At 75.2% G+C, this 20,602-nt stretch carries 21 protein-coding genes; 8 read left to right on the plus strand and 13 right to left on the minus strand.

What is annotated here, in order from left to right; genetic code table 11:
- Positions 1-7: 7 nt before the first annotated feature.
- Complete coding sequence (locus ABDB74_RS08955) at positions 8-865, plus strand: SDR family oxidoreductase (protein WP_346623404.1); 858 nt, start codon at positions 8-10, stop codon at positions 863-865.
- Positions 866-935: 70 nt separating this feature from the next.
- Here the strand turns inward: ABDB74_RS08955 and mmuM are convergent, their stop codons facing one another.
- The gene (gene mmuM, locus ABDB74_RS08960) at positions 936-1,832 is read right to left on the minus strand and encodes a homocysteine S-methyltransferase (protein WP_346623406.1); all 897 of its coding nucleotides are present in this window, start codon (positions 1,830-1,832) and stop codon (positions 936-938) included.
- A gap of 32 nt (positions 1,833-1,864) precedes the next feature.
- On the opposite strand from mmuM, the gene yidD reads away from it, so the two are divergent.
- Entirely contained in the window at positions 1,865-2,374 is a 510-nt protein-coding gene (yidD, locus tag ABDB74_RS08965) for a membrane protein insertion efficiency factor YidD (RefSeq protein ID WP_346623408.1), read from the plus strand.
- A 34-nt stretch (positions 2,375-2,408) separates the two neighbouring features.
- Positions 2,409-2,849, plus strand: coding sequence for an alternative ribosome rescue aminoacyl-tRNA hydrolase ArfB (gene arfB, locus ABDB74_RS08970; RefSeq protein WP_346623409.1), 441 nt, complete (start codon positions 2,409-2,411; stop codon positions 2,847-2,849).
- Between the two features lie 15 nt (positions 2,850-2,864).
- On the opposite strand, the gene ABDB74_RS08975 is transcribed toward arfB, so the two are convergent.
- The 5 genes from ABDB74_RS08975 to ABDB74_RS08995 all read right to left on the minus strand — a co-directional run bounded on the left by ABDB74_RS08975 (position 2,865) and on the right by ABDB74_RS08995 (position 6,492).
- Positions 2,865-3,149 (minus strand): DUF1905 domain-containing protein, encoded by a 285-nt coding sequence (locus ABDB74_RS08975; protein ID WP_346623411.1) that lies wholly within the window; start codon positions 3,147-3,149, stop codon positions 2,865-2,867.
- Positions 3,142-4,380 carry an RNA polymerase sigma factor gene (locus ABDB74_RS08980; RefSeq protein ID WP_346623412.1) on the minus strand — a complete coding sequence of 413 codons (1,239 nt, stop codon included), beginning with the start codon at positions 4,378-4,380 and terminating at the stop codon, positions 3,142-3,144. Before ABDB74_RS08980 ends, ABDB74_RS08975 begins: the two co-directional genes overlap by 8 nt.
- A 5-nt stretch (positions 4,381-4,385) precedes the next feature.
- Positions 4,386-4,736, minus strand: coding sequence for a YciI family protein (locus ABDB74_RS08985; protein ID WP_346623413.1), 351 nt, complete (start codon positions 4,734-4,736; stop codon positions 4,386-4,388).
- A gap of 168 nt (positions 4,737-4,904) precedes the next feature.
- Positions 4,905-5,804 carry an alpha/beta hydrolase gene (locus tag ABDB74_RS08990; RefSeq protein WP_346623414.1) on the minus strand — a complete coding sequence of 300 codons (900 nt, stop codon included), beginning with the start codon at positions 5,802-5,804 and terminating at the stop codon, positions 4,905-4,907.
- 28 nt (positions 5,805-5,832) lie between these two features.
- Positions 5,833-6,492, minus strand: coding sequence for an N-acetyltransferase (locus tag ABDB74_RS08995; RefSeq protein WP_346623415.1), 660 nt, complete (start codon positions 6,490-6,492; stop codon positions 5,833-5,835).
- Between the two features lie 118 nt (positions 6,493-6,610).
- On the opposite strand from ABDB74_RS08995, the gene ABDB74_RS09000 reads away from it, so the two are divergent.
- Genes ABDB74_RS09000 through ABDB74_RS09010 form a run of 3 tightly spaced genes read left to right on the plus strand, consistent with a single transcriptional unit; the run spans position 6,611 to position 12,062 of the window.
- On the plus strand, positions 6,611-9,211 hold the full coding sequence (locus ABDB74_RS09000) for a molybdopterin oxidoreductase family protein (protein ID WP_346623417.1): 2,601 nt from the start codon (positions 6,611-6,613) through the stop codon (positions 9,209-9,211).
- Positions 9,211-11,739, plus strand: a complete 2,529-nt coding sequence (gene nirB / locus ABDB74_RS09005) for a nitrite reductase large subunit NirB (protein WP_346623419.1) — start codon at positions 9,211-9,213, stop codon at positions 11,737-11,739. The genes ABDB74_RS09000 and nirB overlap by 1 nt, the downstream gene beginning before the upstream one ends.
- Positions 11,736-12,062 (plus strand): Rieske (2Fe-2S) protein, encoded by a 327-nt coding sequence (locus ABDB74_RS09010; protein WP_346623421.1) that lies wholly within the window; start codon positions 11,736-11,738, stop codon positions 12,060-12,062. The genes nirB and ABDB74_RS09010 overlap by 4 nt, the downstream gene beginning before the upstream one ends.
- On the opposite strand, the gene ABDB74_RS09015 is transcribed toward ABDB74_RS09010, so the two are convergent.
- Together ABDB74_RS09015 and ABDB74_RS09020 are read right to left on the minus strand one after the other, a co-directional pair.
- The gene (locus tag ABDB74_RS09015) at positions 12,017-12,241 is read right to left on the minus strand and encodes a hypothetical protein (RefSeq protein ID WP_346623422.1); all 225 of its coding nucleotides are present in this window, start codon (positions 12,239-12,241) and stop codon (positions 12,017-12,019) included. The two genes, ABDB74_RS09010 and ABDB74_RS09015, sit on opposite strands and share 46 nt — an antisense overlap.
- Positions 12,242-12,322: 81 nt before the next feature.
- A complete protein-coding gene (locus ABDB74_RS09020) occupies positions 12,323-12,901 on the minus strand; it encodes an XRE family transcriptional regulator (protein WP_346623424.1) in 579 nt (192 codons plus the stop codon).
- Positions 12,902-12,968: 67 nt separating this feature from the next.
- Between ABDB74_RS09020 and ABDB74_RS09025 the strand changes: the two genes are divergently transcribed.
- Positions 12,969-14,537, plus strand: a complete 1,569-nt coding sequence (locus ABDB74_RS09025; protein WP_346623425.1) for a bifunctional NAD(P)/FAD-dependent oxidoreductase/class I SAM-dependent methyltransferase — start codon at positions 12,969-12,971, stop codon at positions 14,535-14,537.
- Positions 14,538-14,726: 189 nt separating this feature from the next.
- Here the strand turns inward: ABDB74_RS09025 and ABDB74_RS09030 are convergent, their stop codons facing one another.
- The gene (locus tag ABDB74_RS09030; protein ID WP_346623427.1) at positions 14,727-15,518 is read right to left on the minus strand and encodes a hypothetical protein; all 792 of its coding nucleotides are present in this window, start codon (positions 15,516-15,518) and stop codon (positions 14,727-14,729) included.
- 127 nt (positions 15,519-15,645) lie between these two features.
- Positions 15,646-17,088, minus strand: coding sequence for an MFS transporter (locus ABDB74_RS09035; protein ID WP_346623429.1), 1,443 nt, complete (start codon positions 17,086-17,088; stop codon positions 15,646-15,648).
- A gap of 123 nt (positions 17,089-17,211) precedes the next feature.
- Between ABDB74_RS09035 and ABDB74_RS09040 the strand changes: the two genes are divergently transcribed.
- Positions 17,212-17,784: a GNAT family N-acetyltransferase gene (locus ABDB74_RS09040; RefSeq protein WP_346623431.1), complete on the plus strand. Its 573-nt coding sequence runs from the start codon at positions 17,212-17,214 to the stop codon at positions 17,782-17,784.
- Between the two features lie 5 nt (positions 17,785-17,789).
- On the opposite strand, the gene ABDB74_RS09045 is transcribed toward ABDB74_RS09040, so the two are convergent.
- The 3 genes from ABDB74_RS09045 to ABDB74_RS09055 all read right to left on the minus strand — a co-directional run bounded on the left by ABDB74_RS09045 (position 17,790) and on the right by ABDB74_RS09055 (position 20,591).
- Positions 17,790-18,908: a uroporphyrinogen-III synthase gene (locus ABDB74_RS09045; protein ID WP_346623433.1), complete on the minus strand. Its 1,119-nt coding sequence runs from the start codon at positions 18,906-18,908 to the stop codon at positions 17,790-17,792.
- 94 nt (positions 18,909-19,002) lie between these two features.
- Positions 19,003-19,563 (minus strand): ATP-binding protein, encoded by a 561-nt coding sequence (locus tag ABDB74_RS09050; RefSeq protein WP_346623434.1) that lies wholly within the window; start codon positions 19,561-19,563, stop codon positions 19,003-19,005.
- Positions 19,542-20,591: an MBL fold metallo-hydrolase gene (locus ABDB74_RS09055; RefSeq protein ID WP_346623436.1), complete on the minus strand. Its 1,050-nt coding sequence runs from the start codon at positions 20,589-20,591 to the stop codon at positions 19,542-19,544. Before ABDB74_RS09055 ends, ABDB74_RS09050 begins: the two co-directional genes overlap by 22 nt.
- Positions 20,592-20,602 lie beyond the last annotated feature (11 nt).

The raw sequence follows: 20,602 nt of genomic DNA on the forward strand, positions 1-20,602 counted from the left end.
GAGCCCCATGTCGTCACCCCGCCCCGAGAGCCAGCCCGCCCAGCAGCAGACCCCGCCGGGCACCCTCGGCGAGATGGACCCCCGCCCCGACCACGGCGAGGAGAGCTACCAGGGCTCCGGGAAGCTCACCGGCAAGGTCGCGGTCATCACAGGCGGCGACAGCGGCATCGGCCGCGCCGTCGCGATCGCCTTCGCCCGGGAGGGCGCCGACGTCCTCATCAGCTACCTGAGCGAGCACGAGGACGCCCAGGACACCGCGCGGTACGTCGAGGAGGCCGGCCGGAAGTGCATCCTGGTGGCCGGGGACCTCTCCGACCGGGCGCACGCCAAGACGGTCATCCCCACGGCGATCGAGGAGTTCGGCCGGGTCGACGTCCTGGTCAACAACGCCGCCTTCCAGATGAGCCACGACTCGCTCGAGGAGATCTCCGACGAGGAGTGGGACCACACCGTCGCCACGAACCTCTCGGCCATGTTCACCCTCACCAAGGACGCCATCCCGCACATGCGGCCGGGCGCCTCGATCATCAACTCCTCGTCGGTGAACTCCGACAACCCGAGCCCGAACCTCATCGCCTACGCCATGACCAAGGCCGGCATCGCGAACTTCACCGCCAGCCTGGCGCAGATGTACGGCGAGAAGGGCATCCGGGCCAACAGCGTCGCGCCCGGCCCGATCTGGACACCGCTGATCCCCTCGACGATGCCCGAGGAGAAGGTGGAGAGCTTCGGCGGGAACACACCGCTGGGCCGGGCCGGCCAGCCGGCCGAGCTGGCGCCGGTCTACGTGCTGCTGGCCAGTGACGAGGGCTCCTACGTGTCCGGCGCGCGGGTCGCGGTCACCGGCGGCCGCCCCATCCTCTGACCGCGTCCTCCCTCGGCTCGGCGCGTCCTCCCTCACCGCCCGCGGTGGGGGAGGACGCTCGATGATCAGGTCAGCTGATCGTGGCGGCGAGGGCGGCGATGTCGGCCGGGCGGACGCGGCAGCACCCACCGATCAGCCGGGCGCCGGCGGCCACCCAGCCGGGGACGTCGCCGGGGGGCACCCCTGCCGAGCCCGTCCAGCGCCGGGCTCCGGCGTCCCATGCCTCGCCGCTGTTGGGATAGGCGACGACCGGCTTCCCGGCCGTGGCGGCCGCGGCGACCGTGGGGCCGATCGCCGCCGGGGCGGTGCAGTTCACCCCGACCGCGATCACCTCGTCGATGCCGGCCGCCATCCCGAAGACCTCGTCGACGCGTTCCCCGCGCCGGGTGCGCGCGACCCCGTCGTCGTCCACCACCGTGGTCAGCGAGAGCCAGATGGGCACGCCCAGCGACCGTGCCTCGGCGACGAGCGCCTCCACCTCGGCGGCCGCGGGCACGGTTTCGCAGGCCAGCACGTCGGCGCCCGCCTGCGCGAGCAGCTCCATGCGGGGCCGGTGGAAGGCGCGCAGCGCGGCGACGTCCGTCCCGGCCAGGTACGCACCCGTGTACTCGGAGCCGTCGGCCAGCATCGCGCCGTACGGGCCGACGGAACCGGCGACCCAGCCGCCGCCCTGCCCCTCGCGCGCCAGTCCCACCGACGACGCGATCAACCGCTGGGCCTCGGTCGCGTCCACGCCGGCGGCGGCGAAGCCCTCGGCCGTCGCCTGGTAGCTGGCCGTCGTCGCGACCTCGGCGCCCGCCGCGGCGAAGGCGGCGTGCGCCGCCACGATCGCCCCTGGATCGTCGCGCAGGAGCCGCGCCGACCACAGGGCCGAGGACACGTCGTGCCCGCGGGCCTCCAGCTCCGTGGACAGGCCGCCGTCCAGCACGACCGGTCCGGCGGCCAGGGCATCGGCGAGATCAGGCATGGGCACCATCCTCGCGCGGTACCTGCCTCCCCATGGTCTTCATCTGGAGCAGCGGCTGGGGTCCCCGGCGCCGTCGACCCCGTCGGGGGTACGGCGGCGGGTACCGCGGGCACTACGCGGGCCACTACGGCCGGGGCTACGGGGGCTACGGGCCCGGGTACGGCCGGCCGCGCGGGTACCGCCGGAACGACTCCTGCCTGCGCGACCTGCTGTTCCTCAACACCGGCTGCTGCCTGGCCAACGCCGTCGGCTGCGGGATGGACCTGCTGTACGTCGCCCCGCGGTCGCTGCCCGCGATCCGGGCCGGCCGGCAGGGGACCGGCGCGGCGGCCCGCCTCGTCGCCGCCGTCCGTTTCTACCAGCGCGAGATCAGCCCGAAGCGGCGCCCGTGCTGCTCGTTCACGCCCACCTGCTCGGCCTACGCCGTCGAGGCGCTGGAGGCCCACGGCGCCCGACGCGGTTCCTGGCTGACCGTGCGGCGGCTCCTGCGCTGCCGCCCGGGTGCCCGCGGCGGCGCCGACCCGGTACCGGCAGCCGCCTGACCCCCGGGGCCCCACCATCGGCGAGACTGTGGGGGTGCCTGCCGCCGACGACGCCTCCGGTGACCTCCCGGTCACCGGCTCCGTCGTCGTGCCCGCGGGCGTGCTGTCGTGGCGCTTCTCCCGGTCGTCGGGCCCCGGTGGGCAGGGCGTGAACACCGCCGACTCCCGCGTCGAGCTGTCGGTGTCGCCGCTGGACCTGCCTGGCCTCACCGACCCGCAGCGCGCCCGGCTGGCCGCCCGTCTGGGACCCCGGCTGGTCGACGGCGTCCTGACGATCGCCGCGAGCGAGCACCGCCAGCAGCTGCGCAACCGGCAGGCCGCCCGCGAGCGGCTGGCGGCGGTGCTCCGTGCCGCGCTCGCCCCGCCGGCTCCGGCCCGGCGGCGCACCAAGCCCACACGCGGCTCGAAGGAGCGGCGCATCGAGGCGAAGAAGCAGCGCGGTCAGCTGAAGAAGCAGCGCCGGAACTGGGAATAGCCGCAGCTGCGGCAGCTAGCCGAGCCGCTGCTGCAGGTGCACGGTGACCTCCTCGCCCGCGCGGCTCTTGCCGATGGCCGAGCAGATCGCCGCGCGCAGCGGCAGCCAGTGGGGGCCGGTGCCCGACGGCATGAGGGTGGCCGCGAAGGCGTGCCCGTCGGCGGTGCCGGTCACCTTCACGGCCCGGCGGGTGCCCAGCAGCTCGGCTGAGTCCGGCACGACCGGGTAGGTGGTGAAGGCGCCGTCCTTCTCGATGGGCGCGGTGAAGGTGAGCTCCAGGGCGGTGGGGTGCTCATGCACCCATCGACCGCCGTGGGTCCGACAACTCATCGGAGCGCCGCCGGAGGAACGCGCGCTCGGAGTCGTTGCCCGCCAGCGCCAGGGCCGCCCGGTAGGACTCGAGCGCCTCGGCGGTGCGGCCCAGCCGGCGCAGCAGGTCGGCGCGCACGGCGGGCAGCAGGTGGTGGCGGGGCAGGTCCAGCTCCTCGACGAGCGCCAGGCCGGCCGCCGGTCCGGCCACTTCGGCGACGGCGACGGCGCGGTGCAGGGCGACCACCGGGCTCGGGGCCAGCGCCATCAGCTGGTCGTAGAGCGCGACGACCTGCCGCCAATCGGTGGTGGCGGCCGTCGCCGCGTCGCCGTGGACGGCGGCGACGGCGGCCTGCAGCTGGTACGGACCGGGCCGGTCGCGCCGCAGGCACCGGCGCACCAGGCCCAGGCCCTCGGCGACCAGCGCCCGGTCCCAGCGCGTCCGGTCCTGGTCGGCGAGCAGCACGAGGTCGCCGTCGGCGGTGGTCCGCGCCGGCCGCCGGGCCTCGGTCAGCAGCATGAGCGCCAGCAGCCCGAGGACCTCCGGCTCGTCGGGCATCAGCTCGGCGAGCAGCCGACCGAGCCGGATCGCCTCGGCGCAGAGGTCCTCCCGCAGCAGGCGTTCCCCCGACGAGGCGGCGTAGCCCTCCGAGAACACCAGGTAGACGACGGCGAGCACGGCCGGCAGCCGGTCCGGGAGCTCGGCCTCCGCCGGCACCCGGTAGGGGATGCGGGCGGCCCGGATCTTGGCCTTCGCCCGGACCAGGCGCTGGGCCATCGTGGGCTCGGGCACCAGGAAGGCGGCGGCGATCTCCGCCGTGGTCAGCCCGCCGATCAGCCGGAGGGTCAGCGCCACCCGGGCCGGCACGGACAGCGCCGGGTGGCAGCAGGTGAAGACGAGCCGGAGCCGGTCGTCGCGCACGGGCCCCTGCTCGGGTGGGCTCGGGTCGCCGAGGAGCAGCGCGGCCTGGACGTGCCGGTCCGTGCGCGTGCTCTCCCGCCGCAGGCGGTCGATCGCCCGGTTGCGGGCGGTCGTGATGATCCAGCCGGCCGGGCTGAGCGGGACGCCGTCGGCCGGCCAGCGGGCGACGGCGGTGAGGAAGGCATCCTGGACCGCCTCCTCGGCGGCGTCGACGTCACCGAGGAGGCGGATCAGGACGGCGACCGCCCGGCCGTGGTGCTCGCGGAAGACCCGCTCGACCTCGGCGACGACGTCGTCCACGGGAGTCAGAAGCGCTGGGCGACGGGCCGGACCTCGACCGGCAGGCCGCCGAGGACGCGGGCGAGCCGGCCGGCCCACAGCAGTGCCTCGTCCAGGTCCTCGACCTCGATCACGTCGAACCCACCGATGAACTCCTTGCCCTCGGCGTACGGGCCGTCGGTGACGAGGACGTCGCCGTCCTCGGCGCGGACCACGGTCGATGCCTCCGGCTGCTGCAGCGCGGCGGCGAAGACCCACACCGCCGCTGCCTGCATCTCCTCGTTGAGCGCCGCGAGCTCCTTCATCACCGGCCCCAGCTCCTCCGGCGGGGGGACCTCGCCGACCGGCTGGACGATGTTGAGCAGGTACTGCGCCATGGCTGCCTCCTGGGGTGCGGCGCCGGCCTCGTGCCGGTCGCTCACCCCCTGTACGAACGAGGTGCGGCCGGATCGACACCCCCCGCGCGACTTTCCCAGCACGTCCACGGGCCGCGCCAGCACCTCGGTAGCGGCACCCGGGCGGAGCGGCCGCTACCGGGGTGCTCCTCAGCCGGCGAGGACGGCGGCCATCACCCGCCGGGCGCGCCGCCCCTCGGGCACCGGCAGCAGCGCGTGCACGTGGACCAGGCCCTCCTCTTCGTGGTGGTCGACCGGCACGCCGGCCGCGCGGGCGCGGTCCACCAGCAACCGGGTGTCCGGGCTGGTGATGTCCCGGGTGCCGCTGAAGACGGTCAGGGGACCCAGTCCGGCCAGCTCCCCGAACAGCGGGCTCACCAGCGGATCGGTCAGCGGGAGCTCGCCCCGCCAGAGCTCGATCGCCGCCCGGGTGCCGGGGCGGGCCAGCCAGGGGTCCTGCGGCTCCACCAGGTCGATCTCCGGGTTGGCCAGGGTCAGGTCCAGCGCCGGCGAGACAAGCACCGTCCGGCGCAACGGCGGCACGCCCCGGTCGCGGAGCTGCTGGGCGGCGGACAGCGCGATCTGACCGCCGGCCGAGTCGCCCATGGCGGTGACCCGCCCGGCGCCGTGCCGGTCGACCAGCGCGCCGATCAGGTCGGCGACGGGCGGCACCACGGTCGCCGCCGTGCCCACCGGCGCCAGGGGGTAGACGGGCACGGTGATCGCGGTGCCGCTGCGGGCGGCGAGCCGGGCGACCAGGCGCCAGTGCAGGGGGTGGATCTGGTTCACCCAGGCACCCCCGTGCACGTAGACGGCGGCACGGTCCGGCGTCCGGCCGCGGGGGAGGACGCGGTAGACCGGCCAGCCGGTCGCGTGGTGGACGTCCACCACGACCTCCACCGGGCCGAGTCCGCGCGGTGGCCCGTACGGCACCGGGCGCAGCAGGCGCTCCTGCACGCCCCGCAGCATCAGCTCAGGGCGCTCGAACTCCCGCCGGAAGCGGATGAGGCGCATCAGCGGCGGGAGGAGGCGGGCGGCAGGGCTGGGCACGGGGTCTCCGGGATCGGCAGGACGGCGGTCAGCTCAGGGAGAGCGGTTCGCGGACGAGGACCCACAGCGGCAGCTCGTCGTCGCTGGTGCGGGTGGTCTCGATGACCTGGAAGCCGAAGCCGCGGAAGAACCGCACGTTGGCCCAGCCGAACACCGCGGCGGCGGCGGGGGTCTTCTCCGTGTCGCAGCGCACCAGCACCGGCGCGAGCACGGCCGCGGCCAGCCCCTTCCGGCGGGCCGACGGGCGCACACCCAGGTGCCGCAGCCGCCAGTGCGGCCGGTCGGGCAGCGCCGCGTTCACCAGCGCCTCGGTCTCGGCCACCACCCGGGCGCGGTGGGCCGACAGGTAGGGCAACTCGCGGGCCAGGGTGGTCCGCACGTCGTCGGGCATGGGGCGGGTGCCGGGCGCGCCCGGGGGCGGCTCCCAGACGGCGACGGCGTCGCGGTCCTCGGTCACCCAGGCGGTGCCGGTGGACACCCCGCGGTGCGCCGCGTCGAGCTCGTGGAGGCGGGTGAGCCGCTGCATGCGGCCGTCGTCGGGCAGCGCCCAGCGGGTCCAGCGGGAGTCGGCCAGCGCGACGCTAAGGGTCGCCGCGATCCGCGGCACGTCGCGCTGCTCGGCGGGACGGACGTCGGGCCCGGGCTCGTCGGGGTCGTCGATCCGCCGGATGGTGGGGCCGTGGGTCACCGGAGGATTCGACCACGCGGGCACCGCACACCGACCCGGCGGCCGCCGTGAGGCCGACGGAACGCAGCGTTGACGTCGGGGTCGACGAGGGGAAACGACCGCATCCGAAGCTCGTGCCGTGTCCGCCACCGTGTCGCCCGCGTCCGCCGCCCCGGGCGTCCGTGCCTCCCGGACGACGAACACCCACTGCCCCTACTGCTCGCTGCAGTGCGGCATGGCCGTCACTGCCGGGGCCCGCCCGGCGACGCTCGTGCCGCTGGACTTCCCCACCAACCGGGGCGGGCTCTGCTCGAAGGGCTGGTCGTCGGCGGAGCTGCTCGACCACCCCGAGCGGCTGCTGCGCCCCCTGGTGCGCGCGGTCCCCGGTGACCGCACCAGCCCGCTGGTCGAGACCAGCTGGGACGACGCCCTGAACCGGGTCGTCGCCGCGATCGAGCGGACGCAGCGGACGCACGGCCGCGACGCCGTCGGCTGCTTCGGCGGCGGGTCGCTGACCAACGAGCAGGCTTACCAGTTCGGCAAGTTCGCCCGCGTCGCCCTGCGCACCAGCGCCATCGACTACAACGGCCGGTTCTGCATGTCCTCGGCGGCGGGCGCCGCGAACCGGGCGTTCGGCCTGGACCGGGGCCTGCCCTTCCCGCTGGCCGACATCGCCGAGGCCGACGTCGTGGTGCTCGTGGGCAGCAACCCCGCCGACACCATGCCGCCGGCCATGCAGTGGTTCGACGCCGGCCGCGAACGCGGCGCGCGGCACATCGTCGTCGACCCCCGGCGGACCGCCACCGCCCGCAACGCCGCCCTGCACCTGCAGCCGCTGCCCGGCACCGACCTGGCGCTGGCCAACGGTCTGCTGCACATCGCGCTGGTCGAGGGGCTGGTGGACGAGGAGTACGTCGCCGCGCGCACCACCGGCTTCGAGGCGGTGCGCGAGGGCGTCGCCGCGTACTGGCCCGACCGAGTCGAGCGGCTCACCGGCGTGCCGGTGGCCGACCAGCGACGGACCGTCTTCGCCCTCGCCCGGGCGGAGAAGGCGATGGTCCTCACCGCCCGCGGCGCCGAGCAGCACCGCAGCGGCACCGACACCGCCCAGGCGTGGATCAACCTGGCGCTGGCCCTCGGCCTGCCCGGCCGGCGGGGCAGCGGGTGGGGCACCGTCACCGGGCAGGGCAACGGGCAGGGCGGCCGCGAGCACGGCCAGAAGGCCGACCAGCTGCCCGGCTACCGGTCGCTGACCGACCCCGCCGCCCGCGCGCACGTGGCCGCCGTCTGGGGAGTCGACCCCGACGAGCTGCCGATGCCGGGGAAGAGCGCCTTCGAGCTGCTCGACGCGCTGGGCACCGACGGCGGCGTCCGCACCCTGCTGGTGCTCGCGTCGAACGTCGCCGTCTCCGCCCCCGACGCCCGGCGGGTGATCAGCCGGCTCGCCGACCTGGACTTCCTCGTCGTCAGCGACTTCTTCCTCTCCGAGACGGCCGAGCTCGCCGACGTCGTCCTGCCCAGCGCCATGTGGGCGGAGGAGGCCGGGACGATGACCAACCTCGAGGGCCGGGTGCTCCGCCGGCGGCAGGCGCTCGCGCCCCCCGAGGGCGTGCGCGACGACCTCCAGCTGCTCGCCGAGCTGGCCGCCCGCCTCGGTGCGGGGGACAGGTTCAGCGGCGACCCGGAGACGGTCTTCGAGGAGCTCCGCCGGGCCAGCGCCGGGGGCGTGGCCGACTACTCCGGCATCAGCTACCGGCGGATCGACGAGGAGCACGGCGTCTTCTGGCCCTGCCCCGGGGATGCGCACCCCGGCACCCCGCGGCTGTTCACCGAGCGGTTCGCGACCCCCGACGGGCGCGCCCGGTTCCTCCGCGTGGAGCACGTCGACGCCCACGATCGACCCGACGCCGACTACCCGTACGTGCTCACCACCGGCCGGGTCCTCGCCCAGTACCAGTCGGGCACCCAGACCCGCCGCTCGCGCAGCCTGCAGATGGTGGCGCCCACCCCGCGCGCCGAGCTGCACCCCGACCTGGCGCGCGCGCTGGGCATCGCCAACGACGACGTCGTCGAGCTGGTCACCCGCCGCGGCCGCGCCCGCTTCCACGCCGCCGTCACCGACACGATCCGGCCCGACGTCGTCTTCGTGCCCTTCCACTGGGGCGGCGGCTCCAGCGCCAACGCCCTCACCGACGCCGACGCGCTCGACCCCACCAGCCGGATGCCGGCCTTCAAGGTCTGCGCCGTCGCGGTCACCCGGATCGGCGAGCCCGACGAGCACATCCCGCCTCCTGCCGCCGCCACCCAGCCGCGGCCCCGGGAGCACACCGGCCCCGTACCACCCACGCCCCACCCGCCGTCCCGCACGACGACGACCCCGAGGAGTACCCCCGTGAAGAGCACACCCCGCTTCCTGCAGGGCGTCTTCCCGATCACCGGGGAGGGGCTGTCCAAGCCCGGCCCGGTCGATCCGGCGCTGCGCTGGACCGTGCCTCCCGGCCGGACGGCCCAGGCGCTCTACTTCCGCGGCGGGAACAGCACCGGCGAGCTGGTGTACGTGCTCCTGGTGCGGGACGGCGAGCCCGTGCGCTGGTTCCCGATCGGCGCCAAGGCCGACACCCACGTGCCGCTCCGGGTGGTCGAGGACCTCCTGGGCGGCTCGGTGGTGGAGCTCCACGCCGCGGCCCCCGAGGGCGTCACCGGCGAGATCGTCGTCGACCTGGGTCTGGTGGAGGTCTGATGACGGCGATCCTGGGCGGCCGGCTGACCGGCGCCACGACCCTGCACCTCGAGGACGAGCCGGACACCCGCGGCCGGCTGGTCGTCGTCGGCAACGGCATGGCCGGGGCCCGCTTCGTCGAGGAGGTGCTCGAGCGCGGCGGCGGCGAGCAGTTCCGCATCACCGTCTTCGGTGACGAGCCGCACGGCAACTACAACCGCATCATGCTCTCGCCGGTGCTGGCCGGGGAGTCGCACGAGGACGACATCGTCCTGAACTCGCACGACTGGTACGCCGACAACGGCGTCGACCTGCGGGCCGGCGTGCGGGTCGAGCGGATCGACACCGCCGCCAAGCAGGTGCACGCCGCCGACGGCAGCGTGACCGGTTACGACCACCTGGTGCTGGCCACCGGCAGCTACTCGTTCATCCCGCCGATGACCGGGGTCCGCACCGACGGCGGTGAGCTGCTGCCCGGCGTGTACGGCTTCCGGACCATCGACGAGACCCGCGCGATGCTCGCGGCGACCGGCCGGTGCACGCGCGCCGTCGTCATGGGCGGCGGGCTGCTCGGGCTGGAGGCGGCGCGGGCGCTGCAGGGCCACGGCCTGCAGGTCGACCTGGTGCACGCCATGCCCTGGCTGATGAACGCCCAGCTCGACGCCGAGGCCGGCGCGATCCTCAGGAAGAGCGTCGAATCTCTCGGCATCACCGTGCACCTCGACGTCCTGGCCACCGAGGTTCTCGGCACCGACCACGTGGAGGGCGTCGTCCTCAAGGACGGCCGGCGGCTGGACTGCGACCTGCTCGTCGTCGCCGCCGGGGTGCGCCCGCACAGCGACCTCGCCGTCCGCTCCGGGCTCGAGGTGCAGCGCGGGATCGTCGTCGACGACCAGCTGCGCACCGACGACCCCGACGTCTACGCCATCGGCGAGTGCGCCCAGCACCGCGGCGAGCTCTACGGACTGGTCGCCCCCGCGTGGGAGCACGCCAAGGTCCTGGCCGACGTCCTCACCGGCACCGACCCGGCGGCCGAGTACCACGGCAGCCGGACGGCGACGAAGCTCAAGGTCGCCGGCGTCGACGTGGCGGTCATGGGGGTCAGTACCCCCGAGCGCGACGACGACGAGTTCCTGGTGATCTCCGAGCCGAAGCGCGGGGTGCACCTGTCGGTGGTCATCCGCGACGACAAGCTGGTCGGCGCCACGCTGCTCGGGGACACCCGCAAGGTCGCCTTCCTCACCCAGGCCTTCGACCGCGGCGCCCCGCTGCCCGAGGAGCGCATCCGGCTGCTGGTCGACCTCTCCGACGGCGCGGCGGAGGTCGGCGTCGCCGAGATGCCCGCCGACAGCCAGGTCTGCAACTGCAACGGGGTGTCGAAGGGCGACATCTGCGGGGCGGTGTCCGGCGGCTGCTCGAACGTCGGCGAGGTCATGGACCGCACCCGCGCCGGCAAGGGCTGTGGCTCCTGCAAGTCGCTGGTGAAGCAGATCGTCGAGTGGGCCGCCGACGGCGACCTCACCGAGGACCCGGCGGCGTCCTGGTACGTGCCCGGCATCCCCATGCCGAAGCCGGAGCTGATGCGGGCCATCCGTGAGCACGACCTGCGCAGCGTGTCGGCGGTGTTCTCGACCCTCGCGCCCGACGGCAGGGACGACGCGAAGTCGAAGATGGGGCTGACCTCGCTGCTGAAGATGATCTGGGGGCACGACTTCGTCCCGGAGAAGGACGGCGAGTTCATCAACGACCGGGTGCACGCCAACATCCAGCGTGACGGCACCTTCTCCGTCGTCCCGCAGATGAAGGGCGGGGTGACCACGCCGGCGCAGCTGCGGAAGATCGCCGACGTCGCCGAGAGGTACGAGGTGCCGATGGTGAAGGTGACCGGCGGCCAGCGGATCGACCTGCTCGGCGTCCGCAAGGAGGACCTGCCGGCCATGTGGGCCGACCTCGGCATGCCGTCCGGGTACGCCTACGGCAAGAGCTTCCGCACGGTGAAGACCTGCGTCGGCAGCGACTTCTGCCGCTTCGGCCTCGGCGACTCCACCCAGCTCGGCATCGACCTGGAGACCCGGTTCCAGGGCATCGAGAGCCCGGCGAAGATGAAGCTCGCCGTCGTCGGCTGCCCCCGGAACTGCGCGGAGGCGTACGTGAAGGACGTCGGTGTCGTGGCCGTGGGCAACGGCAAGTGGGAGGTCTACGTCGGCGGGGCCGCCGGGGCGACCATCCGCAAGGGCGACCTGCTGGCCACCGTGGACTCCCCGGAGGCGGTGATCACCCTGGCCGGCCGGTTCATGCAGTACTACCGGGAGAACGCGAACTGGTTGGAGCGCACGTACGACTTCGTGCCCCGCATCGGGCTGGAGACGATCAAGGCGGTGCTGCTCGAGGACAGCGAGGGGATCGTCGCCGACCTGGACGCCGGCATGCAGCGGTCGATCGACGCCTACACCGATCCGTGGGGCCAGGACGCCGCGGAGCCGGCCACGCCCGGTCAGTTCCGCCCGTCGCTGCCGCTGGTCGCGCTGCCGAAGGTGCCGGTCCGATGAGCCTCACCGAGGAGCGGTCCACGACGGCGCACGTGGTGGGCAGCGTGGCGGAGGTCCCGCCGGGGGAGGGGCGCACCTTCGTGGTCGGCGGTGAGCAGGTGGCGGTGTTCCGGCTGCGCGACGGCTCGCTGCACGCCACCCAGGCGGCCTGTCCCCATGCCGGGGGCCCGCTCGCCGACGGGCAGACCGACGTCGACGTGCTGGTCTGCCCACTGCACCAGTACGCCTACCGGTGGGCCGACGGCGCCTCGACGTCCGGCGCCGCACCGATCCGCGTCTACCCCGTCCGGGAGGAGGACGGCGCGCTGGTGGTCGAGGTGTAGCGCGGGCCCCACACCGCCGGCTCCGCCGCGACCCGGGCGGACCAGCCGGCGGTCACCACGGTGACGACCACCCAGAACGGTGGCCACGGGGAGAGGTGGACGACGAGCATGGCAGCGGCCACCAGCGCTGCGCTGAAGCTCAGCTCCCGGCCCAGGCCCCAGGCCGCTGACCGCCACATCGCCCCATTCGACAGGTCCGCCCAGCCGGGGCGCAAGGCGGCGCGGACCCGCCGGTGCGGTGCGGGACCTGGACGGCCCCGCTAACGGCCGGCGGGGCGGGCGCGGACGTGCATCCGCTCGCCCTGCGGGCCGAAGAGGACGAGCGACTCGGCGGGCTCGGGGAACGGGTTGGAGAACGCGTGCGGCACCCGGGTGTCGAACTCGACGACCTCCCCGGTGCCGAGCACGAAGTCGCGGGCGCCGAGCAGCAGTCGCACCCGGCCCGAGAGGACGTAGAGCCACTCGTAGCCGTCGTGCACCTTCTGCTCGGTGTTCCCGACCTGCCACCGCGGCGGGAGCTCCATCTTGTAGGCCTGGGGCCCGCCGGTCTGGCGGGTGAGCGGCACCATGGTCATGCCGTCGCGCTCGATCGGGCGCGCGTGCACTCGCGGATCGGCCGGCGCCGGGGCGTCCACCAGGTCGTCGAGGGCCACGCCGTAGGTCCGGGCCAGCGGCAGCAGCAGCTCCAGCGTGGGGCGGCGCCCGCCCGACTCCAGCCGCGACAGGGTGCTGACGGAGATCCCCGTGGCGTCGGCGACCTCGGTGAGCGTGGCTCCGCGCTCGGTGCGGAGAGCACGGAGGCGCGGGCCCACGTTCAGCAGGACGTGGTCGTCGGTCATCTCGGATACCTTGCCATACCGGCAACCGTCGTTGCCATATGCGTCGCCCGCGGTGACAGTGGACGGCATGGACGAGCGATACGACGTGGTGGTCATCGGTGGCGGCGCGGCGGGGCTGAGCGGTGCGCTCACCCTGGCCCGCGCCCGGCGCAGCGTGCTGGTGGTGGACGCGGGGGAGCCCCGCAACGCACCGGCCGGGAACGTGCACGACTACCTGGGCCGGGAGGGCACCCCGCCGGCCGAGCTGTACGCCATCGGCCGGAGCGAGGTGGAGTCCTACGGCGGCACGGTCGTGCCCGGGCGGGGGATGTCGGTCCGCCGCGAGGACGACGGCTTCCGCCTGGCCCTGGACGGCGGCAGGGACGTGCACGCGCGGCGCGTACTGCTCGCGGCCGGCCTCACCGACGACCTGCCCGACGTCCCCGGCGTGGCCGAACGGTGGGGGAGCACGGTGCTGCACTGCCCGTACTGCCACGGCTGGGAGGTCCGCGACCGCGCCGTCGGCATCGTGAGCACCGGACCGCTGGGTGCCTACGCCGCCCTCCTGTGGCGGCAGTGGAGCGAGGACGTCGTCCTGTTCGTGCACACCGGCGCCGAGCCGGCCGAGGCCGACCTGGAGAAGCTGGCGGCCCGCGGTGTCCGGATCGTGCGCGGCGGAGTGGCCGGCCTCGAGGGCGGCGCCGACGTCCGCCTGGCCGACGGCGGGCTGGTGGCCCGGGACGCGGTGGTCGTGGCCCCGCGGTTCGTCGCCAACGGCGAGCTGCTCGCGGACCTCGGCGCAGTGCCGGTGCCGATGGAGATGCACGGCGCCGTCCTGGGCACCTACCTGCCCGCCGACCCGACCGGGCGCACCGACGTCCCGGGCGTGTGGGTGGCCGGGAACGCCGGTGACCTGAGCGCACAGGTGATCGTCGCGGCGGCGCAGGGCCTCAAGGCCGGAGCGATGATCAACGCGGACCTGATCGAGGAGGACACCGCACGCGCGGTGGCCGGGGCGCCGGAGCGTGGCGGCGTGAGCGCCGTGGACCGGGAGTCCTACGACGAGCTCTACCGCTCGGCTCCGGCGGTGTGGAGCGGCCGGCCGAACGGGCAGCTGGTCGTGGAGGCGGCCGAGCTGCCGCCCGGTAGCGCGCTGGACGCCGGCTCCGGCGAGGGCGGCGACGCCCTCTGGCTGGCCGAGCGCGGCTGGCGGGTCACCGCGGTCGACTTCTCGCCGGTCGCCCTGGAGCGCGGCGCCGCCCAGGCACGCGCCCGCGGGCTCGGCGACCGCGTCGATTGGCGGCACGAGGACCTGGACGTGTGGGCGCCGCCGGAGGGCCGCTTCGACCTGGTGACCGCCCACTACCTGCACTCGACCTGGACCGACCACGAGGCCCTGTTCCGCCGGCTGGCCGCCGCGGTCGCGCCGGGCGGGACCCTGCTGGTCGTCGGGCACCTGATGGGCGACCACCGGGGCCACGGGCAGCACCACGCGCACGAGCCCGGCGTGCTCCACACCGCCGAGGACGTCGCGGCGGTGCTCGACCCGCAGGAGTGGCGCGACGTCGTCACCGAGACCCGGGACCGCGATCCGGGGGCGGCGGAGCGGACGGGGAGTCCGGTGCCGGACACCGTGCTGGTCGCGCGGCGGAGCTGAGGAGCCCGTCGGCCGGGAGCGGTCCGCTGCTCCGCGCGAGCTCGGTCTCTGCTCAGATGCCGGTGTCTGCCCAGATGTCGGTCGCTGCCCACCGGGGCTGGGCAGAGACCGAAAGCGTCATCTGTCTCTGCCCACGTGGGGTGGGCAGAGACGGACCCGGCCGGAGGTATCCCGGGCGGTCGAGGGCGGTCAGGAGCGGGGTAGCCCCAGGTCGGCCAGGGCCGCGGCGACGGCGTCGTCCCGCAGGAGCTCGAGCACCAGCAGCCGGTGCACCAGCACCCCGCGGCGGGTGAGCCGCAGATCGGCCGGCCGCAGGCGGGGGAGCGCCGAGCCACCGGGGCGCGGCTGGGCGGGCGGAGGGTCGAGGAGGCCGGTGCGCTGCAGGTCGGCGATGTCCTCGCGGGCGCCCCAGGCCGTCCAGCCGCGCGGCTCGTCCTCCAGCGGGGTCATCGGCAGCGGGACGCGGTCGCGACGTCCGACGGCGGCCAGCAGCGCCAACTGCCGCCAGCGCAGCGCGCCCGCCAGCCGCAGGGCGCGGCCGACCAGCTCGGCGTCGATGTCGGGGGAGACGCCGACCTCGGCCAGCAGGTAGCCCAGGTGCCGCACCCGGCGCTCGTCGGTGGACCGGCGGGCGGCGGCCACGACCGCCTCGACGAGCTCGTCGGCCGCCGGCCGGCTGCCGGGCCGGGCGGTGAAGAAGCCGTCGGCGCGCACGGCCCGGCCGCTGCGGTGCAGGGTGGCGGCGTACTCGACGGCGAAGGCCAGGGCCGCGCCCGCCCGCACCCGCTCCCGCTCCACGGGGATGCCGGAGGCCTCCCCGGCCGCGGTGCGCAGGACGGCGGCGAACCGGTCGTCCACCTGCACCCGCGCGGTCGCCGGCTCGAACACCACCGCGGCGGCGGCGGAGCTCATCGATCCCGCCACCGGGGCGCCGGCCTCGATGAGCGCGCGCCCGGTGCTGGTCTCCTCGGCTGCGGTCACGCCGTGATCTTCGTCGGTCCGGCGGCCTGCCTGCACCCCGGGACGAGCGGCCTCACCCGCGAGGGCCACGGGCGCGCCGCCGGGGCCGGCTCCGAGGGGCCGGTCCCGGCGGCGTCCGGAGCGGCGGTCAGACGCCGGCCTGCTGCATCAGCGTGCCGCGACGGAGGTAGACGAACCAGGTCACCGCCACGCAGGCGATGTAGAAGCCGCAGAACGACAGCAGCGCCGTCTCCACCCCGCCGGTGGCCCCGTAGGACTCCGAGACGATCCGCGGGATGAACACCGCGCCCAGGGCGCCGACCGCGGAGATGATGCCCACGGCGGCGGCGGTGTCCCGCCGCGCCCGGTAGAGCACGGCCGCCGGGGCGTCGCCGGGGTGGCCCGCGGCGGCCTCCGCGCGGTAGATGATCGGGATCATCCGGTAGGTCGACCCGTTGGTCATGCCGACGACCGCGAACAGCACCAGGAAGCTGACGAGGAAGCCGACGAAGCTCCCGGCCCGGAGGAAGGCGATCGCGGTCCCGATCGCGAGGGCCTGGCCGACGAAGGTCACGACGGTCACCTTCGCCCCGCCGACGCGGTCGGCGAGCCATCCGCCGAACGGTCGGGACAGCGAGCCCACCAGCGGCCCGAGGAAGGCGTAGCGGTAGGTGTCGGCCGCGAACTCGTTGGCGAGCACCAGCGGGAAGGCGCCGGAGAACCCGATGAAGGAGCCGAAGGCGCCGATGTAGAGGAACGACATCACCCAGGTCTGCTTCCGGCGGGCGATCGCCGCCTGGTCCGCGACGTTCGCCTTCGCACCGGACAGGTTGTCCATGAAGAACCAGGCGCCCACGACCGCCAGCACGATGAACGGCACCCAGATGAGGGCCACGTTCTGCACGTACCGGGCGTCCCCGGCCTCCGTCGTCCCCGTGCTGCCGCCGACGAACGCGATCGCGCCCGCCGTGACCGCCAGCGGCCCGACGAGCTGGATGATCGCCACCCCGATGTTCCCGCCCGCGGCGTTGAGGCCGAGCGCGAAGCCCTTCTCCTTGTCCGGGTAGAAGAACGAGATGTTCGCCATCGACGAGGCGAAGTTCCCCCCGCCGAACCCGCAGGTGATCGCGGTCAGCACCCAGAACCAGTACGGCTGCCCGGTCGTCGCCGCGACGGTCAGCAGGGTCACCGGCACGAGGAGCAGCGCCGCGCTGACCACCGTCCAGTTCCGGCCGCCGAACACCGCGGGCATGAACGTGTAGGGCACCCGCATGATCGCGCCGACCAGGCCCGCGGTGGCCACGAGCCAGAACAGCTGGTCGCTGGTGAAGCCGTAGCCGATCGAGGCCAGGACGGCGGCGGCGATGCTGAACATCTGCCAGACGCTGAAGCCGATGTTCTCCGCCAGCACCGACCACCCCAGGTTCCGCCGGGCCACCGGCCGGCCCTGCGGCGAGGCCCAGAACGCGGCGTCCTCGGGGTTGTAGTCGTCGATCCAGCGCGAGCCGCGCGGCCGGCTCGGGGGAGGGGCGGTGCCGGTCGCGGGGGCCGCTCCGGTTCCGGTGGTGCGGACGGTCGGGCTCGAGGTCATGGCGCGACGCTAGGAACGGGTCGTTTCCCCGGCGCCGCACGCGCGTGACCGCTCGGGAACGGTCCTCTCACCGGTGGCGCCCGCCCGCTGTGAGTTGTCGGTGCGTGCTGCCACGATGCGCGCATGGCGATCGAGGTCCGCCCGGCGAGCAGGTTCGACGACGTCGCGACGATGGTCGGGCCCAAGCGGCCCGACGCGAACGTCTGCTGGTGCCTGAGCTACCGCATCCCGTCGAAGGAGAACCAGGCACTGCAGGGCCCGGCCCGCGGCGAGCGCGTGCGGGAACTGCTCCGCGAGGATCTGCCGCCCGGGGTCCTGGCCTACGACGGTGACGAGGTCGTGGGCTGGGCGGCGGTCCACCCGCGCGCGGACACGACGTTCGCCCGCAACCGGAAGATCCCGTGGATCGACGACCTGCCGGTCTGGTCGCTGTGGTGCATCCGGGTCCGCCCCGGTCACCGGGGGGCGGGCATCAGCCACCACCTGGTCCGGGGTGCCGTCGACCACGCCCGCGTGAACGAGGCGCCGGCGATCGAGGCGTACCCGGTGGACAACGGCGCCCGGAAGGTCGATCTCACGATGGCCTATGTCGGGACGCGGGCGCTCTTCGAGCGGGCCGGGTTCGCCAAGGCGGCCGACACCGACTCGGTGCTCAACGGTTTCCCGCGGGTGCTCATGCGGCTCGACCTGCGCTGACCGGTTCAGACCTTGAGGCGGTACCCGCGCTTGACCACGGTCTCCACCAGCGGCGTCCCGAGCGCAGCCCGCAGTCGGGTGACCGCCATCTCCACGGCGTGCCCGTCCCCGCCTCCCGGCAGGGAGGCCACGAGCTCGGCCCGGGCGACGACCCGGCCGGGCTGCCGGGCCAGCTCGCGGAGCACGGCCAGCGATCCGGGGGGCAGCTCCACCAGCCGGCCGTCGACCACGGCGGCATGGCCGCGCACCTGCAGCGAGTGCGGGCCGACCTGCAGCACCGGGTCGCGCTCGGGGAGCCGGGCGACGACCTCCCGCGCGAGCGCACCCAGGCGGGCGCGCCCGGGTTGGGAGGAGCGGATCCCGGCGGCGTCCAGCGGGGCGGCGGTGACCGGGCCGACGGCGACGGCGAGCACCCGGTCGCCGAACGCGGCCACCATCTCGTCCCGCTGGCCGAGCTCCCCGGCCACCTGCAGGAGGCTCGCGGCGGCCGGCGCGCTGGTGAAGGTCACCGCGTCGACCCCCCGGGCGACGATCGCGGCGACCAGCCGGCGCACCGGGGCGATGTCGTCGGGCAGCACCCAGCGGTAGACCGGGACGGTGAGCACCTCGGCCCCGCTCTCGCGGAGCCCCGACACCAGGTCGGGCAGCGGGTCGCCGTGCAGCTGGACGGCGATCCGCCGCCCGGCCAGTGGTCCCTCGGCCCCCGACAGCAGGTGCTCGAGGACCTCGGCCGACGATTCCGATGCAGGTGACCACGCGTCCACCAGGCCGCCGCCCCGGATCGCGCCCCGGGCCTTGGGGCCACGCGCGAGGACGCGGGAACCGGACAGGTGCTCGACCAGTGGCAGGTCCCAGGCGTCGGCGGCCTCGAGCCAGCCGCGGAAGCCGACCCCGGTGGTGGCGACCACCAGGTCGACCGGGGCGGCGAGCACCCGGCGCGTGGCGGCGACCAGCTCGGTGTCGTCGGACAGCGGCACGATGCGGATCGCCGGGGCGTGCACCACCCGGGCCCCGCGGCGGTCCAGGAGCGCGCCGAGCTCCTCCTTGCGGCGGGCGGCGGTCACCGCGACGGTGTATCCGGCCAGCGGCAGCTCGGCGTCCTGTTCCCGGACGGTGTCGGTCACGTGTCCCCCTCGCATGCGGTCGGTCCCCATCGTCGGGGTAGCGGGTTTCGCGCATGTGTCACGACCGGTCGTACCCGGCCCGGAGTGACCGGCCTCACGCCCCGCCGTCGACGACGACGTCGGCCCGCGCCCGCGTCCGGTCGGCGGCGAAGTGCGCGGCCTCCGTGCGTTGCCAGCGCCGCCACTCGCCGGCCAGGTGGGCGCCGTCGCGCGCCAGCCCGCGGGCCAGCCGCAGCGACGCGTCGGCCTCGACCCACACGCGCAGGGCGGCCCACGGGTCCACCGCGCGCGACGCGCTGCCGCACCCCTCCACGACCAGCACCCTCGGCACGGGCACCGGCGTGGGATCGGGGGAGAAGCGGCCCGCGACCCAGTCGTACCGGTGGTACGCGCCGGGCCGGCCCTCGGCCAGCGGCCGCAGGACGCCGGCGGACAGGCGGGACGCGGCGCCGGTGAGCGTCCAGCCGGCGTACACGTCGTCCATGTGGATGGTGGTCGTCCCCGGCAGGACGTCGGCCAGCCGGGCGGCGAGGGTGGTCTTGCCCGAGCCGGCCGGCCCGTCGATGCAGACCAGCCGCGTGCCGCCCAGGCGTGGCCCGGCGGCGCGCACCCGCTCGGCCAGCCCGGGCACGGTCACCGCGGGCGGAGCGTCCACGTCGGTACCGCCCCGCCGCTGCCGGCGATCAGGCCCCGGCCGGCGAGCAGCCGCAGGTGCGCGTCGGTCTCGGTGACCGCGAAGATCCGCATCCGCCGCTCGTACCGGTCCCACGGCCGCGACCAGGTCAGGTGCGCGGCCAGGTCCCACGCGGTCGAGCCGGGGTGCTGGCCGACGGCGGTCAGCAGCTCGGTCAGCCGCGCCTCGTGGTGCGCGGTCAGCGCGTCGGCGCGGTCGGCCAGGCCGCGGAACCGCCACTCGTGGCCCGGCAGCACCTCGGTGGCGTCCAGCCCGCGCACGCCGGCCAGCGAGTCGAGGTAGTCGCCCAGTGGATCCGCCGATCCGCCGCCCGTGGTGGAGACGTTGGGGCTGATGCGGGGCAGCACGTGGTCGCCGGAGAAGAACAGGCCGGTGCGCTCCTCGGCGAAGCAGAGGTGCCCGGGGGTGTGCCCCGGGGTGTGCACCGCGCGCAGCGACCACCCCGGGAACGCGGCTCGGTCGCCGTGCTCCAGCAGCCGGTCGGGCACGGCCATGCGCATGAAGCCGGAGAGGTACTCCGCCCCGCCGACGTCGGACGCCGCGTCCGCCCGCGGTGCACCCAGCCCGACCAGGAACTCCACCTCGGCGGCGACGGCGTCCACGGCCGCGGTGCGGGTCAGCCGGGCGACGGCGGAGGCGTCGGCCGGGTGCATCGCCACCCACGCGCCGCTGGCCTCGCGCACCCGCGCGGCCAGGCCGAGGTGGTCGAAGTGCAGGTGGGTGACGACGACGCCGCGGACGTCACCGATGCCGGCGCCGAGCGACGTCAGCCCATCGGTGAGCGCGTCCCAGCCGGCGTCGCTCTCCCAGCCGGTGTCGACCAGGCCGAGCCCGCCGCCGTCGAGGGCCAGGGCGTAGACGTTGACGTATCGCAGCGGGTTGTCCGGGATCGGCACGGGGATCGACCACAGGTCGGGGCGCAGCCGCTCCACCGGCGGCAGGGTGCGGGACCGCCACGCCGCGTGCTGGTCGGTGCCGGTGATCTCCACGTCCCGGCACT

Source organism: Blastococcus sp. HT6-4 (assembly GCF_039679125.1).
Lineage (GTDB): Bacteria > Actinomycetota > Actinomycetes > Mycobacteriales > Geodermatophilaceae > Blastococcus > Blastococcus montanus.

Excerpts from the sequence above, each read along its gene's own strand:
- ABDB74_RS08955 (WP_346623404.1), top strand. The coding sequence starts at position 8 with ATGTCGTCACCCCGCCCCGAGAGCCAGCCCGCCCAGCAGCAGACCCCG.
- mmuM (WP_346623406.1), bottom strand. The coding sequence starts at position 1,832 with ATGCCTGATCTCGCCGATGCCCTGGCCGCCGGACCGGTCGTGCTGGAC.
- yidD (WP_346623408.1), top strand. The coding sequence starts at position 1,865 with ATGGTCTTCATCTGGAGCAGCGGCTGGGGTCCCCGGCGCCGTCGACCC.
- ABDB74_RS08985 (WP_346623413.1), bottom strand. The coding sequence starts at position 4,736 with ATGGCGCAGTACCTGCTCAACATCGTCCAGCCGGTCGGCGAGGTCCCC.
- nirB (WP_346623419.1), top strand. The coding sequence starts at position 9,211 with ATGACGGCGATCCTGGGCGGCCGGCTGACCGGCGCCACGACCCTGCAC.
- ABDB74_RS09010 (WP_346623421.1), top strand. The coding sequence starts at position 11,736 with ATGAGCCTCACCGAGGAGCGGTCCACGACGGCGCACGTGGTGGGCAGC.
- ABDB74_RS09015 (WP_346623422.1), bottom strand. The coding sequence starts at position 12,241 with ATGTGGCGGTCAGCGGCCTGGGGCCTGGGCCGGGAGCTGAGCTTCAGC.
- ABDB74_RS09020 (WP_346623424.1), bottom strand. The coding sequence starts at position 12,901 with ATGACCGACGACCACGTCCTGCTGAACGTGGGCCCGCGCCTCCGTGCT.
- ABDB74_RS09025 (WP_346623425.1), top strand. The coding sequence starts at position 12,969 with ATGGACGAGCGATACGACGTGGTGGTCATCGGTGGCGGCGCGGCGGGG.
- ABDB74_RS09035 (WP_346623429.1), bottom strand. The coding sequence starts at position 17,088 with ATGACCTCGAGCCCGACCGTCCGCACCACCGGAACCGGAGCGGCCCCC.
- ABDB74_RS09040 (WP_346623431.1), top strand. The coding sequence starts at position 17,212 with ATGGCGATCGAGGTCCGCCCGGCGAGCAGGTTCGACGACGTCGCGACG.